At 60.8% G+C, this 13218-nt stretch carries 12 protein-coding genes; 5 read left to right on the forward strand and 7 right to left on the reverse strand.

Translation table 11 applies throughout. The features are described 5' to 3' along the window. Positions 1-121 precede the first annotated feature (121 nt). Entirely contained in the window at positions 122-1066 is a 945-nt protein-coding gene (locus AKL25_RS13705; RefSeq protein ID WP_050478245.1) for a LysR family transcriptional regulator, read from the reverse strand. A 141-nt stretch (positions 1067-1207) separates the two neighbouring features. Here AKL25_RS13705 and AKL25_RS13710 point away from each other — a divergent pair, with 141 nt between their 5' ends. The 3 genes from AKL25_RS13710 to AKL25_RS13720 all read left to right on the forward strand — a co-directional run bounded on the left by AKL25_RS13710 (position 1208) and on the right by AKL25_RS13720 (position 5022). After that, on the forward strand, positions 1208-2521 hold the full coding sequence (locus tag AKL25_RS13710; protein WP_050478247.1) for an MFS transporter: 1314 nt from the start codon (positions 1208-1210) through the stop codon (positions 2519-2521). Positions 2522-2562: 41 nt separating this feature from the next. Next, positions 2563-3750 (forward strand): M20 aminoacylase family protein, encoded by a 1188-nt coding sequence (locus AKL25_RS13715; protein ID WP_050478249.1) that lies wholly within the window; start codon positions 2563-2565, stop codon positions 3748-3750. A gap of 237 nt (positions 3751-3987) precedes the next feature. Then, on the forward strand, positions 3988-5022 hold the full coding sequence (locus tag AKL25_RS13720; RefSeq protein WP_050478250.1) for a porin: 1035 nt from the start codon (positions 3988-3990) through the stop codon (positions 5020-5022). 166 nt (positions 5023-5188) lie between these two features. On the opposite strand, the gene AKL25_RS13725 is transcribed toward AKL25_RS13720, so the two are convergent. Beyond that, positions 5189-5827: a LysE family translocator gene (locus tag AKL25_RS13725; protein ID WP_050478251.1), complete on the reverse strand. Its 639-nt coding sequence runs from the start codon at positions 5825-5827 to the stop codon at positions 5189-5191. Between the two features lie 119 nt (positions 5828-5946). Beyond that, positions 5947-6486 (reverse strand): TetR/AcrR family transcriptional regulator, encoded by a 540-nt coding sequence (locus tag AKL25_RS13730; RefSeq protein ID WP_338034486.1) that lies wholly within the window; start codon positions 6484-6486, stop codon positions 5947-5949. 173 nt (positions 6487-6659) lie between these two features. Between AKL25_RS13730 and AKL25_RS13735 the strand changes: the two genes are divergently transcribed. Next, complete coding sequence (locus AKL25_RS13735; RefSeq protein WP_050478253.1) at positions 6660-7346, forward strand: glutathione S-transferase; 687 nt, start codon at positions 6660-6662, stop codon at positions 7344-7346. Positions 7347-7488: 142 nt separating this feature from the next. Here the strand turns inward: AKL25_RS13735 and AKL25_RS13740 are convergent, their stop codons facing one another. After that, on the reverse strand, positions 7489-7998 hold the full coding sequence (locus AKL25_RS13740) for a GNAT family N-acetyltransferase (RefSeq protein ID WP_050478254.1): 510 nt from the start codon (positions 7996-7998) through the stop codon (positions 7489-7491). Positions 7999-8351: 353 nt separating this feature from the next. On the opposite strand from AKL25_RS13740, the gene AKL25_RS24770 reads away from it, so the two are divergent. Further along, positions 8352-10427: a methyl-accepting chemotaxis protein gene (locus AKL25_RS24770; protein WP_276203013.1), complete on the forward strand. Its 2076-nt coding sequence runs from the start codon at positions 8352-8354 to the stop codon at positions 10425-10427. 78 nt (positions 10428-10505) lie between these two features. On the opposite strand, the gene AKL25_RS13750 is transcribed toward AKL25_RS24770, so the two are convergent. The 3 genes from AKL25_RS13750 to AKL25_RS13760 all read right to left on the reverse strand — a co-directional run bounded on the left by AKL25_RS13750 (position 10506) and on the right by AKL25_RS13760 (position 13204). Next, positions 10506-11267 (reverse strand): ABC transporter substrate-binding protein, encoded by a 762-nt coding sequence (locus AKL25_RS13750; RefSeq protein WP_050478256.1) that lies wholly within the window; start codon positions 11265-11267, stop codon positions 10506-10508. 233 nt (positions 11268-11500) lie between these two features. Further along, the gene (locus AKL25_RS13755; protein ID WP_050478257.1) at positions 11501-12223 is read right to left on the reverse strand and encodes a DUF4088 family protein; all 723 of its coding nucleotides are present in this window, start codon (positions 12221-12223) and stop codon (positions 11501-11503) included. 201 nt (positions 12224-12424) lie between these two features. Then, positions 12425-13204, reverse strand: a complete 780-nt coding sequence (locus AKL25_RS13760) for a methyltransferase domain-containing protein (RefSeq protein WP_050478258.1) — start codon at positions 13202-13204, stop codon at positions 12425-12427. Positions 13205-13218: the final 14 nt, after the last annotated feature.

Here is a 13218-nt window from a genome sequence, read left to right on the forward strand (position 1 = left end):
TTTGAATGGCTGATGAATGAAAATAACAAAGCCTGCGAATGCAGGCTTTGTCGTTTGAGGATCATCAGGAATTTACAGCGCCGGACAGCCGCTCATTCGCCGGTCGTTCCCGGCAGCGATTTCAGGCCGCTGACGGTTCGCTTTCCTGCGAGACCTGATACATCGCGTTGTCGCGCAAGATCGTCGTCACGAATTCACGGAACCAGACCATCACCGGCGCCTGTGTGCGTCCACGCAGCGTCACCAGCGCAAAGCGTGCGCTGGCCGTCAGCGTCGGGCGGACATCGAGTTCGACCAGCTCGCCTTGCTCCAGCCCGGCGCGCGCGGCCGCCAGTATGCCCAGGTACACCGCGTCGGTGGCGTAAATCGTATCGACCAGGCTGCGGATATCTTCGCTCTGCAAGGTGATCATCTCATCGGCGTTGGCCCTGGCGCCATAGGTCTTGACCAGCAGGCGCACCACCTCGTCCGACAAGGGCGTGGAGACGACCGGGAACTGGAGAATATCGTCGATGCCGATGGCGCCGCGCGCGGCCAGCGGATGCGATTTCTTGCAAACAAATCCGGTGCGCATCTCGATCGCGACGTCGATGTCCAGATCGGCGTGCGGCATGACCCTGCGGGCGTCGACCACCAGGGCGTCCAGCTGCTGCTCGCGCAGTTGGGCGAGCAGCAATTCGACCGGACCGCGGCTGATGAAACTGCGCAGATCCGGATGGTGTTGTGCGACATGGCACAGCAAGGGCGTCATCAGCAGAAAGCCCGGTCCCGATCCCATGCCGACGCGGATATTGCCACCTGTTCCCTGCTGCAGCAATTGCGCCGAACGGCGCAGCTCCGAAGTTTGCAAGACCACTTCCCTGGCGCGCTGAACCACGCCAAGTCCCAGCGGCGTGAGGCTGTTGCGTTTGCCGATGCGATCCAGCAGGCGTCCTCCCAGTTCTTCTTCCAGGCACTGCAGGCTGCGGCTAAGCGCGGACTGCGTGATGAAGAGTTTCTCCGCCGCGCGACTGAACGAGCCGGTTTCGCTGACCGCGATCAGGTGCTCGAGCTGCCTGGTATTCATGGCCTACTCCCTATTCTCAAAAGTCATCGTTGTTATGTAATTAATGCGTTGGACCTGCAAGATTGGTGCCACCTAGAATACAACCCGGTATGAACAATATTAAGAATTTAAACAAAATCTTTCCCTGACAAGAATGCCACCATGAACTCTGCAACCGTACGTTCCACCAGCGAAACTACTTCAGATCCCTCGGCAGTTGTGAGCGAAGAATCTCCCTCGCGCCGCCTGGTTGCCGCCGCAGTTGCCGGCAACGCACTCGAGTTCTACGACTTTTTTACCTACGCTTTTTTCGCCGTCTACATAGGCAAGACTTTCTTCCCGAGCAGTTCGCCGCTGACCAGCCTGCTGCTGTCGGTTGCGGTGTTCGGCGTCGGCTTTGTCACTCGTCCGGTCGGCGCGATCCTCATCGGCCTGTACGCCGATCGCGCCGGACGCAAGCCGGCGATGCTGCTGACCATTGCGCTGGTCACGGTCGGCACGCTGGGGCTGGTGGTCTGCCCCGGCTACGACAGCATCGGCCTGGCGGCTCCCGTCATCGTGGTGCTGTGCCGGCTGGTGCAGGGTCTGGCGCTGGGCGGCGAGATCGGCCCGGCGACGTCATTCCTGGTTGAAATGGCGCCCTCCCGGCATCGCGGACTGGTCGGCAGCTGGCAGCTGGCCAGTCAAGGCCTGGCCATGCTGGCGGGTGGCCTCGTCGGCACGCTGCTGAGCAAGCTGTTGAGTCCGGAGGCATTGCAAAGCTGGGGCTGGCGCGCCGCATTCGCGCTGGGGCTGCTGATTATCCCGGTGGCCATGTACCTGCGCCGCGCCATGCCCGACACCCATGTTCCGGCGGCCAGGAGCAAAGCCGCCGGCAGCCGCTACCGTCTGCTCGCGCAGAACGCCCGCCTCATCGTCATCGCCTCCTTCACCTTGATGTCGCCATCGGTGACGGTGTATGTGGTGCTGTACATGACGACCTACGCCATCGCCACCCTGAAGATGGCTCCGGCCATTGCGATGGCGGCCACGGTGGTGAGCGGCCTGGTCACGCTGTTGGCGTCGTTGCTGGGCGGATGGCTGAGCGATCGCGTGGGCCGCAAGCCGGTCATGATCATTCCGCGCATTCTCTTGCTGCTGGTGGCTTACCCGGCATTCATGCTGCTGGTGGATCAGAAAAGTTACCTGGCCTTGCTCGGCGTCACCGGGGTGCTGGCGCTGCTGAATTCGATCAGCGCCGCCGCGGCTCTGGTCGCGGTGCCTGAGCTGTTGCCGCGCGAGGTGCGGGCTACCGGCATGTCGATAGCCTATACCGTGGGGGGCACCTTGTTCGGCGGCGCGACCCAGTTCGCGATCACCTGGATGATCGGCGCCACCGGCGATCCGACATCGCCAGCCTGGCTGTTGGCGGCGACTGCCCTGATCACATTGCTTGCCCTGTGGATGATGCCTGAAGGAAAAGGCAAACAACTCTGAGCGCCGGCGTCCGTCCGACTTAACGAACCAAGGAATTGAAGATGCACCAATTACTCCTCGCCATGCAAGAGCGCAGTGGCGAGTTTGTCAGCCTGCGCCGCGATTTTCATCAGCATCCCGAGCTGGGATTCGAGGAAGTGCGCACCAGCGACATCGTTGCACAGCGACTGACGGACTGGGGTTACCACGTTACACGCGGCCTGGGCGGCACCGGCCTGGTGGGGCAATTGCGCCGCGGCAGCGGGTCGCGGCGCCTGGGTTTGCGGGCCGAAATGGATGCCCTCCCGATACAGGAAGCGAGCGGCTTGCCGCATGCCAGCCGCCGCGCCGGCATCATGCATGGATGCGGCCATGACGGACATACCGCCATGCTGCTGGCGGCAGCGAAATACCTGGCCGGGGACGGGCGTTTCGACGGCACCCTGAACCTGATCTTTCAACCCGCGGAAGAAGGCCTGGGCGGCGCCAGGAAGATGATGGACGAAGGACTCTTCGAACAGTTTCCGTGCGATGCCGTGTTCGCGATGCATAACTTGCCCGGCATCCCCACGGGCGAGCTGCACTTGCGCGCCGGCGCGGCCATGTCGTCCAGCGAGAACATCAATATCATCCTGACCGGACGCGGCGGGCATGGCGCCATGCCGCAGCACGCGGCCGATCCGGTAGTGGCTGGGGCGGCCATCGTCACGGGATTGCAAAGCATCGTGTCGCGCAACGTGGCGCCGCTGCAGATGGCGGTGATTACGGTAGGCGCCTTCCTGGCGGGCGACGCCAACAACGTCATCCCCGACAGCGCCACGCTGAAACTGAGCGTGCGCACCATGGACCGGCAGACGCACGATCTGGTCAAGCGGCGCATCGCCGAACTGGTGCATGCGCAGGCCGCCAGCTACGGCGTGCAGGCTGAGATCGTGCATGGCCGGGGCTATCCGGTGCTGGTCAACACCGTTGCGGAAACCGCGTTCGCCACGGACGTTGCACTGGCGCTGGTGGGCGCGTCGAAGGTGGTGGCGCCGGCCGCGCCGGTTACTGCCAGCGAGGATTTCGCCTTCATGCTGGAAGCAGTGCCCGGATGCTACCTCTTCATCGGCAACGGCGACGATGACGACGCAGCAGCAGGCGCTCACTGGGCCTGCTCCGTACACAATCCGCAATACGATTTCAACGATGCAAACATCGCCACCGGATCGGCTTACTGGGTCTTGCTGGCGGAACGCTTTCTCGTCTGACGGATTGCCTCGCTGACGGGCAATTCTCTTTCCACCACCTGATGTAGCGCACTGCCGTTTCCGGCGGTGGTGGAAACGCGCGTCCGCATTTTTCAGTTATCTGCAAATGGCTGCTGCAGCCGGTCTCTTCTCGTCCTGAAGATACCGAAGGATAGCGCCGCAGCAAGGGCAAAGATCAAGGGCAGGAATTTCGTGGTCACAACGGGTGTTTTCTTATTTTCTAAAAGGGAGCGAGCAATGAAAAAAATGATGTTGACGTTCGTAGGCGCAGTAGGAATGACGGCGGGTGCGGCGCAGGCGCAAGGTTCGGTGACGATCTATGGCGTGGTCGACGCCGGCATCGTCCGTGAAAGCGGAGGCGTCGCCGGTCCAATCACCAAGCTCACCAGCGGTGTCGAATCGGGGTCGCGGCTGGGTTTCAAGGGGGTCGAAGATCTGGGCGGCGGCATGGCTGCGTTCTTCATCCTGGAGTCCGGTTTCACCATCGACACCGGCGCCCTGGGGCAAGGCGGCGCGCTATTCGGACGCACCTCCGTGGTCGGCTTGCGGCAAGACCGCAGCGCCGTCACATTGGGGCGTCAATACACGCCGCTGGCCAACGCGCAAGTCGAGAACGACCCGTTCGTTACCGGCCTGGCGGGCCAGTCGTCCAACCTCATCAGCGCCGGCGGCGTCAGCGGCAATAATCGCATGACCGACACCGTGAAATATACCTACGGCGGCGTCACCGGTTTGAACTCGGAGCTGGCCTACGGCTTCGGTGAAGTGGCGGGAAGCAGTACCGCGAGCCGCCAGCTGGGCGCGGCAATCGGGTATGGCACCGGCGCCCTGAACGTCAAGCTGGCGTGGGCCAGCGTCAATAGCAGCAGTTCGGCCAACGGCAGGGATATCTTCCTCGGCGCGCGCTACAACTTCGGCGCCGTCACCGGTTACCTCAACTATGCCATCAACAAGAACAACAGCGTGATGGGCACCGTCAACAAAGACTCGCGGGATTATCTGGTGGGCGCCGTCATCCCGGTGGCCGTGGTGCACAAGTTCATCGTCTCTTACATCAAGAAGCAAGACCGGACGGCGCAACACAACGATGCCAGCCAGATCGGCCTCGGCTACACCTATGCCTTGTCCAAGCGTACCGATCTGTATGCGACCTATGCGCATATCCGCAACCACGCTGCCGCAGGAACGACGGGCTTCTATACGGTCGGCAACGCGACGGAACTGGGATCGGGGAACCAGGCCATGGGCGTGGGAATACGCCACCTGTTCTGATGCAGAGTGGACGGTGCGCAGCGCTGAAACCGATGCGCACCGCCATGCCGCTGCCGGGGATCAACATGAACGCTGCGGGTGAGACGGCGCAAGGCCTGCCTGACGTCGGCCATCAGGCCATTTGATACGGCCCGGCAATTTTTGAAAAATCCGGCGGCTTCCCTTGTCAGCTCTTCATGCCATAGGTGCTGAACACCAGATGCACTCCCAGTGCGGCGATGATGCCGGCAGCGAAACGATCCAGCGTCTTCTTACTTCGCAAATAGAGATCGCGGGGGGCTTTGCTTGAGAAACAGAGGGCGACGACCATGTACCAGCCCGACTCGACGATAAAAACCAGCGGCGGCATGACGAGGTAACACCAGAGAGGAGGATGTTGGGGCAGCAATGACGCGAAAATACTGCCGTAGACAATGGCGGTCTTGGGATTGCTGAGCTGAGTCGCGACACCGATCCAAAACGAATGCCTGAGTCCTCTTGATGCTGTGCGCGCGAGATTATCGATGACAAGGGGCGCGCTTGCGGATCGCCATATTTTGGTCGCCAGGAAAACAAGATAGGCTCCCCCAATGATTTTCAAGGTCACGTAGAGCCAGGAGACGGCAGTCAGCAGCGAGTAGAGGCCCGCCAGCGCCACGCCACTGAACAGAATTCCGCCCAGACCCATTCCCAACGCGGTTGCAATCCCGTCTCGCCGCGACAAGCCGATCGCATTTCGTACGACGAGCACAAAACTCGGCCCGGGACTGATTGCACCGATTAACAGCGCCAGTAATATCGATGCGATAGCAACGGAATCAGACACGGTTTATTTCTCCCTATTGGTGGATGAATTTCAGGCCGCTTCCGGCAAAGTTATCCGAATCAACGCGCTGAGACAAATGCTTCCGTCCGCAAGGAGAATTCTGCATGCCGTGCGGCAATTCAGGGGATGAGCCCGGCAACGCGATAGCTGTCGAGGACTTCGTCGTAGACGGCGACGTCGTTCTGTCCACGCGCCAGCAATTGCGCGCCGCCGATGGCGGCAAAGATGCCGAGCGCGCGGTGCCGGAGGGCTTTTTTCTGTTTCGGATCGGCTTGTTCCAACGACAGCAGGGTGGTGATCCAGTCGATGTTCACGGCGTTGAAGCGGTCTACCTCCGCGCTCACTTCGGGCGGCAGATCTTCGTGCTCGGCAGACATGATGCCGCACAGACACATGCGGTTATCGTCGATCAGCGCCGCGCGAAAGATGTCGGTGTACTTCTTCAGGCATGAACGCTGGTCCTTGTAGCCCGCCATCAATTCGCTCAGATACGCGATGCCGTCGTCGGTATAACGGCGCGCGATCGCCGCGCCCAGGTCGCCCTTGGTCGGGAAATGGTAGTGGACGCTGGCGCTCTTGATGCCGACTTCCGCCGCCAGGTCGCGAAAGCTCAGCGCACTATAGCCATGCGCCTGCACGGTCTTGCGTGCGGCGCTCATGATTTTCTCTCTGGTATCTGTCGCATTCATCGTGCAAATCTCTCTATCGATAGATAGTTGTTGACAGGAGCATTGTACTTCTTTAATGTCTATCTATCGATAGATAGATGAATGAGTAAATCGATCAGCCAACCAATTGACCACCAATTAACCAACAGACAGGAGTTTCAACAATGAAGATCTACGACCGCCCCGGTTTCCCCAACCCCGCCCGCATCCGCATCGTTCTCGCACAAAAGGGCCTGGATGCGCAGGTCACGTTTGAATCCGTGGACCTGATCGGCGCCGAGCACAAGCAGGCCGCCTATCTGGCGAAGAACCCCTCCGGCGTTCTGCCGCTGCTGGAACTGGATGACGGCACCCTGATCTCCGAGAGCACCGCCATCACCGAGTATCTTGACAACCTCGACGGCAATCCGGTGCTGACCGGCCGCACGCCCAAGGAAAAAGCCGTCATCCACATGATGCAGCGCCGCGCCGAAAACGGCCTGATCGACGCGGTGGGCATCTACTTCCACCACGCCACGCCGGGCCTGGGCAACGATCTGCAAAAGTACAAGAGTCCGGAATGGGCGCATCGCAAGGAGTGGGGCGAGCGTGAGCGCGAAAAGGCGCTGCAGGGAATGGTTTACTTCGATCAGGTGTTGCGCACCAGCAGTTTCGTCGCCGGCGAGCAATTCTCAATGCCGGACATCACCGTCTTCGCCGGCCTGGCGTTTGCCGATGCAGCCGGCATCCCCATCGCGGAAGAACTCACGGCATTACGTGCCTGGCGCGCCAAAGTGGCGGAGCTGCCCGCCGTCAAAAACCGCAGCGGACAAATGTTCGTCGCGGAAGACCTGCGCCGTCTCGGATTCTGATGACGTTGGCATGCGGAAATCAGGAAATGCCCGATAGTCCGGAAGCGGCGTGATCGATAAAGTAACACCTGACATCACGTCGTCTCCTCTCGGTCGAAAGACTGATTCGCCCGCCGTCGGCCCGCGCCGATCGCGGGCTTTTTTATTTCTTCGAGAATCTAGCCATGCAGACATCCGCCAGATAGGTGCCGTCAGGAAGCTTGATACGTTTCTCAAAACGCCCTTCCTCGACAAAGCCGAAACGCCGGTACAGATGTCTGGCAACGGCATTGCTTTCACGCACTCGCAATTCAATCTTCTCGACCGCAGGATGGTCTTCGGACCACTGCAATACCGCACCCATCAAATGCGTCCCGACGCCGCGCCCGGTATGGCCGGGATGCACAACAACCGTCAGTGAAAACACGTGTGACATCGCACTCAGCGGCAAAGGCTCAAGCAAGGCATGGCCGGCCATCTCGCCGTTCAACTCTGCGACCAGGTAAACGCCGGCGGTCGCCAGCCACGCAATCTTGTCTTCGAAACTGCTGACGGAGAACTCATGCGGAAGAGAAATCAGCAGTCCGGGCGTCTTGCCGGTTTTCCGTTCCGCCGCGCAGAGTGCCTGCGCGTCGCCCGGCACGGCATGTCGGGTAGTGATCGTTCCATCCATATCGATAAGGTCCTTGATGTAAAGACAAGTTTTACACATGAATCGGCAGTAAGAACGCCAACGTCACACGTCTGTCAAAAAGCATCTTTAGAATCCCGGCAAACGCGCAATTCAGCATTGCACCTACCGGAGCCGGCGGTCGGGAAATATACCGGCACCACCATACCATTGCATCATCCGCCACGCGGATGTTGTATTGCGCGACATCGCGATATCGCGATACTCGTCACACTCGCATCAGGCGCGGCAGCGCACGCCCCCATCCGGCTCGCGTTCCGACCTCCCATGTTCACAAACTGGTCATATTCCTTGCTCATACTGCGAGGTCTTTAGCCATGCCAGTGAGGTCGCCCGTGAACGCCCTGTTACTCCCCGCCACCAGATTGATGGAGCAGTTGCGTCTGCTGCCCAAGTTCTTGCTTGTGTCGCTGGTGTTCATCCTGCCGCTGGGTCTGGTGACCGGCTTGCTCTTCAACGAATTGCAAAAATCCATCGCCTTCGCCGAGCTGGAGCAAGACGGCCTGCGCTATGCCGTCAAGGCGGAAGATATCCACGTCCTGCTGCAACGCCATCAGGCGCTGCGCTACATGGAGCTCGGCGGCAACGCCAAGATGCAGGCGCCGGCCAAGCTGTTGCAGACATCGATTTCCAATAAGCTGACCGAGTTCGAGCGCGATGGCGCGACGGTATCTCGCATCGGCCTGCACGACGCGCTCGCCGACATACAGAAAAAATGGACCGCGATGCAGCAACAGACGGACGTGAAAGCCAAAGACGACTATGCTGCGCACGCCGCCCTGATCGCGCAAGTGCAAAAGTTCCGGACCGGCATCGCTGACCGCACTAATCTGCGCCTCGATCCGGAAACCAGCACGCATTATCTCGCGCTGACTCTGCTGGACAACATCCCCGCCGTCACCGAAAACCTGCTGACCATCGGCGGCCGCGGCGCCGCCTACATCGACACCGGCTTGCTGGAAGCGAACGAAGAAGTCATGCTCGCCTCGACCGTGACCAGCGGCAAAATCGAGCTGACGCAATTGTCAGAAAAACTCAATGCGCTGTTCTACGACACGCCGGAATGGAAGGCGCAACTGAGCCGGCAGGTGGCGTCGCTGCCGGTTGCCGCCGCTTTCTTTGAGCGCGCCACCAACGAAGTAATGAAGTCGCTGGACCAGACCTCCGGCGAGCAATTCATCGGCGCCGCCGAGCAGGCCACGCAACAACTGCAGACGCTGTCGGGCGCGGCGACGACTTTGCTTAACGATCAGCTGGCGCAGCGCGTAGGACACTACCAGGAGCGTCGCAACCTGATCATGGCTGCAGTGCTCGCGGTGCTGGCGCTGGCGGGCTATCTGCTGGCGGGGTTTTATAACTCCTTCAGGGAAGAAATCGGCTTCCTGAGCAGTGCGGTGGAAAGCACCGCCGCCGGCGACCTGCGCCTGCAAAGCGTGTCGCACGGCAAGGACGAGATTTCGGCGCTGGTCGGCGCTTTCAGCAACATGAACGTGAGCCTGGCGCAATTGATTTCCAATGTGCGCCGCAGCGCCAAGGTCATCACGGCAGCTTCGCGTGAGATCGCGATCGGCAACAACGACTTGTCGCAGCGCACCGAGTCGCAGGCGTCCAGCCTGCAGGAAACCGCATCGTCGATGGAAGTGCTGACCGCCACCGTCAAGAAGAATGCCGCCAATGCCGAGCATGCCAATGCGCTGGCCTTGTCGGCATCCAACTTTGCCGTCAAGGGCGGGCAAGCGGTCGGCGATGTGGTCGAAACGATGGCGTCCATCAAGCAAAGCTCGGACAAGATCAGCGGCATCATCAGCGTGATCGACGGCATCGCCTTCCAGACCAATATCCTGGCGCTGAACGCGGCAGTCGAAGCAGCACGCGCCGGCGAGCAAGGACGCGGATTCGCGGTGGTGGCGTCGGAAGTGCGCGTGCTGGCGCAACGCTCCGCGGCTGCGGCAAAAGAAATCAAGGGACTGATCGACGACTCGGTCGGCAAGGTTGAAGCCGGCGGCCGTCAAGTGCAGGGCGCTGGACAGACCATGAACGACATCGTCAATTCAATCAATGAAGTGGTCGGCATCATGTCCGAAATCACGACCTCCAGCCAGGAGCAAAGCGCGGGCATTGCCGAGGTGGGCGGCGCGATGGCGCACATCGATTCCATGACGCAGAGAAACGCCGCGCTGGTGGAAGAGGCCGCGGCGGCAGCCGAGAGCCTGCAACAGCATGCCGGTCTGCTGGCCAGCGCCGTGAGCGTGTTCAAGCTGGAAGAGGAAACAGAGAATGCCGACGCCCACGCGGAACATGTCATCGCGGCGCCGACGGCGACCGTGCAGCGTCTCGAGGACTTCGCACACAAGCCGGTGCGCAAGGCGCCGGCATCGCCGGCTGTTGCCGTACAACGCCGCATCGCTTAAGTTCTACCTCAAGCGATACCGCACAGCCCCGGCCTGCAAGGCCGGGCGCAACGGCCGTTTCTCCGGCCGGTTTCTGAATCAGTCGCCGGCCTTGGCGACGATAGCGCCTTCGATACCGTTCTTCGCCAGCGAGGCGGCGACAAAACCGGACGCCTTCATCTCTTCGACAAAGCCGGCCAAATAAGCCGCGGCGGCGTCGCCCCTGGCCTTGGGCACGCCCATCGCCTGGCGGATCACCATGAAGCGCTGCGGCAAAATCCGCATGCCGCCGACCCTGGCTGCATCCTGTTCAAGCTGTTGCTTGACGCCGGCCGCCACGCTCAGGTTCTGGTCGATAAAACCTTGCACCACGGCAGGCGAAGTCGGGATGCGCACGATGGTTGCCTGATGCAGTTCGCGTGAGAGGAACAGGTCGTAGGCGCTGCCCTTGCCGACGGCGACGGTGATGCCGGCCTTGTCGACCTGTTCATTGGCCGTGATCGGCGAGTCGTTGCGCACGGCGTAGAAACCTTCGATCAGCACATACGGACCGGTAAAACTGATCTCTTGCGCGCGCTTGGGATCGACCGCGAAAAAGCCGATGTCGGCCTTGTCCTGCTCGATGTTTTCCACCGAATTGCCGGCCGACTTCACCGCCACCAGTTGCAGCGGCACGCCCAGCCGTCTGGCCAGTTCTGTCGCCAGATCGACCGAAACCCCGACCGGCGCGCCGGTCTTGGGATCCAGGTTCGCCAATACCGGATTGCCGAGATTGATCGAGGCGCGCAAGGCGCCGTGCGGCGCAAACAGCGCCGCCATGGAGGGGTTTGCCGGTGCGGAGGAGGGGGTGGCTTGCGTCATCGTGGTTCCTGGAGTTTGCGCCTGTGCGGCGGCGTTGCATGTCAGCAGAACCGTCAGTGTCGATAGCGCCGCGATTGCCGATATCGCCGCCGTCCGGTTCTTCAGTGTCGTGAATGTCTTCATCATCTTGCTGTGGCCTCGTTATTATCAGTCTTGTCGATTCGTCTTGCCTGATGCACAACACCGGATGATGACACAACGCCGAAGAGCGCGTCCTCGCAGATCCGGCAAGATCAGGCAAACACGCTGCGCCACCAGGCAATCGCGCGGGTGAGGAAGCTTTCTTCCTCGGCGAAGAGATAAGGCTTCTTCACGCGCAGGCGCTCCAGGATTTCCTTCTCGTCCTTTTCCTTGACCGAGCCGTAGGCGATGCCCAGCTTCAGCAGGCTGCGCAACGCGCCGAGCTTTTCATGCGCGACGCTGCCGCGGGCGTGTTCGACGGCGATCTTGGCGTCGTGCAGTTGCTGCGCCAGCGACGCCGCAAGCCGCCAGGCCGGCGTCTTCAGTTTCTCTTCCACGTGGGCGATGCTGACCGCCGACGATTTGATCTGCGCGGCCAGGATGTCGATCTGCGATTCATCGCCCTTGGCCTGCTTGACGATGGCCGTGGACCACGCCTTGGACGCCGCCGTCAGATCGTCCGAGCCCCAGTCCTGGCGCACCGCGATATGGAAGCCGTAGTTCGACGCCTGCGAAATCAGGATCGCCACCACGTCCGGGAAATCCTTGTCCAGCGCGCGCTTGGCCCATGCGTACTGGCCCGACATCATCAGATGCTGCACGGCTTCTTCGGTCAGGAAGGTCGTGTTGTCTGATAGTTTTGCCAACAAAAAATTGTCGAACGACGGCGACACAAAACCGGAGTCGCACTTCAATGACAGGCGGATGAAGTTCTTGAACTCGCGATCCAGCGAGTCATAGACTTCATCCTTGACGTTCATGTTGATTTTTTTCATGTTCTTCTCCCGGAGTACTGCCGTGCACGTTAAGACTTTAGTGGCGAATCCTTCAATGTCAATCTTCGAACCGGTTTGGGGCAAAGACGCTGACGATGGAGAATGTTTCGCACTGGATGTTTGTTAACGGCAAGTATGGCGGAGAACTTTATTGCAGGAAATATTTTTCCGCGTAAAAACCGGCGTGCGCGCCGATTTTGCTCAAAGAGTGATGACTAAAAACAAACGTTGGAAAGGCAGCAAGGTCGTGCCGTCCGCGCCGGCCGGATAGGCCTCGCGCATCTGCTGCGCATACGCTTCACGGAAAGCGGCGAGACGCTCGCCCTGCAATTTCTCCAGATAAGGACGCAGGCTGCTACCGCTGGCCCATTGCAGCACCGGATCCGGATCGCTGAGGACGTGCAGATAAGTTGTCTGCCAGATATCAATGTTCGCCGCCAGCGGGCGCAGCAGATCGTAATAGCCCTGAGGGGGCAGCACCGAACGCCGCTCTGACACATCGCCCAGCACATCGGCAAAAGCCGGCGAGCGCGCCAGTTGCACCTGCGCCAGACGCAAGGGCGCGTCATGCATGACCGGCATCTGCACCGCCAGGTAGCCGCCGGGCCGCAAGAAAGAGATCAGCCGCCTGAACAGCTGCGCATGGTCGGGCAGCCACTGCAGGGTGGCGTTGGTATAAATCAGGTCGAACGGGGCGTCGGGCGTCCATGCGCTGATGTCGGCCTGCAGGAAGGTGCAGCCGGGTGCTTCCTTGCGCGCTTTCTCCAGCATGCTCTCGGAGCCGTCCACGCCGTGCACGTCGGCGTCGGGCCAGCGTTGCTTGAGGATCGCGGTCAGGTTGCCGGCGCCGCAGCCCAGGTCGAGGATGCGCGAAGGTGCCGTCGCCGGTACATGGGTGAGCAGGTCGATGGCCGGGCGCAGGCGCTCATCGCCGAAGCGCAGATATTGCGACGCGTCCCACAAGTCGTTTTTGGCAAGCATGATGTCTTCCGTTT

This window comes from Herbaspirillum rhizosphaerae (genome assembly GCF_001189965.1).
Lineage (GTDB): Bacteria > Pseudomonadota > Gammaproteobacteria > Burkholderiales > Burkholderiaceae_D > Herbaspirillum > Herbaspirillum rhizosphaerae.

What these genes read in the sequence shown, in the direction of transcription:
- AKL25_RS13705 (WP_050478245.1), bottom strand. Translation starts at nt 1,066, where the DNA reads ATGAATACCAGGCAGCTCGAGCACCTGATCGCGGTCAGCGAAACCGGC.
- AKL25_RS13750 (WP_050478256.1), bottom strand. Translation starts at nt 11,267, where the DNA reads ATGACGCAAGCCACCCCCTCCTCCGCACCGGCAAACCCCTCCATGGCG.
- AKL25_RS13740 (WP_050478254.1), bottom strand. Translation starts at nt 7,998, where the DNA reads ATGGATGGAACGATCACTACCCGACATGCCGTGCCGGGCGACGCGCAG.
- AKL25_RS13760 (WP_050478258.1), bottom strand. Translation starts at nt 13,204, where the DNA reads ATGCTTGCCAAAAACGACTTGTGGGACGCGTCGCAATATCTGCGCTTC.
- AKL25_RS13730 (WP_338034486.1), bottom strand. Translation starts at nt 6,486, where the DNA reads ATGAGCGCCGCACGCAAGACCGTGCAGGCGCATGGCTATAGTGCGCTG.
- AKL25_RS13710 (WP_050478247.1), top strand. Translation starts at nt 1,208, where the DNA reads ATGAACTCTGCAACCGTACGTTCCACCAGCGAAACTACTTCAGATCCC.
- AKL25_RS13755 (WP_050478257.1), bottom strand. Translation starts at nt 12,223, where the DNA reads ATGAAAAAAATCAACATGAACGTCAAGGATGAAGTCTATGACTCGCTG.
- AKL25_RS13715 (WP_050478249.1), top strand. Translation starts at nt 2,563, where the DNA reads ATGCACCAATTACTCCTCGCCATGCAAGAGCGCAGTGGCGAGTTTGTC.
- AKL25_RS13735 (WP_050478253.1), top strand. Translation starts at nt 6,660, where the DNA reads ATGAAGATCTACGACCGCCCCGGTTTCCCCAACCCCGCCCGCATCCGC.
- AKL25_RS13720 (WP_050478250.1), top strand. Translation starts at nt 3,988, where the DNA reads ATGAAAAAAATGATGTTGACGTTCGTAGGCGCAGTAGGAATGACGGCG.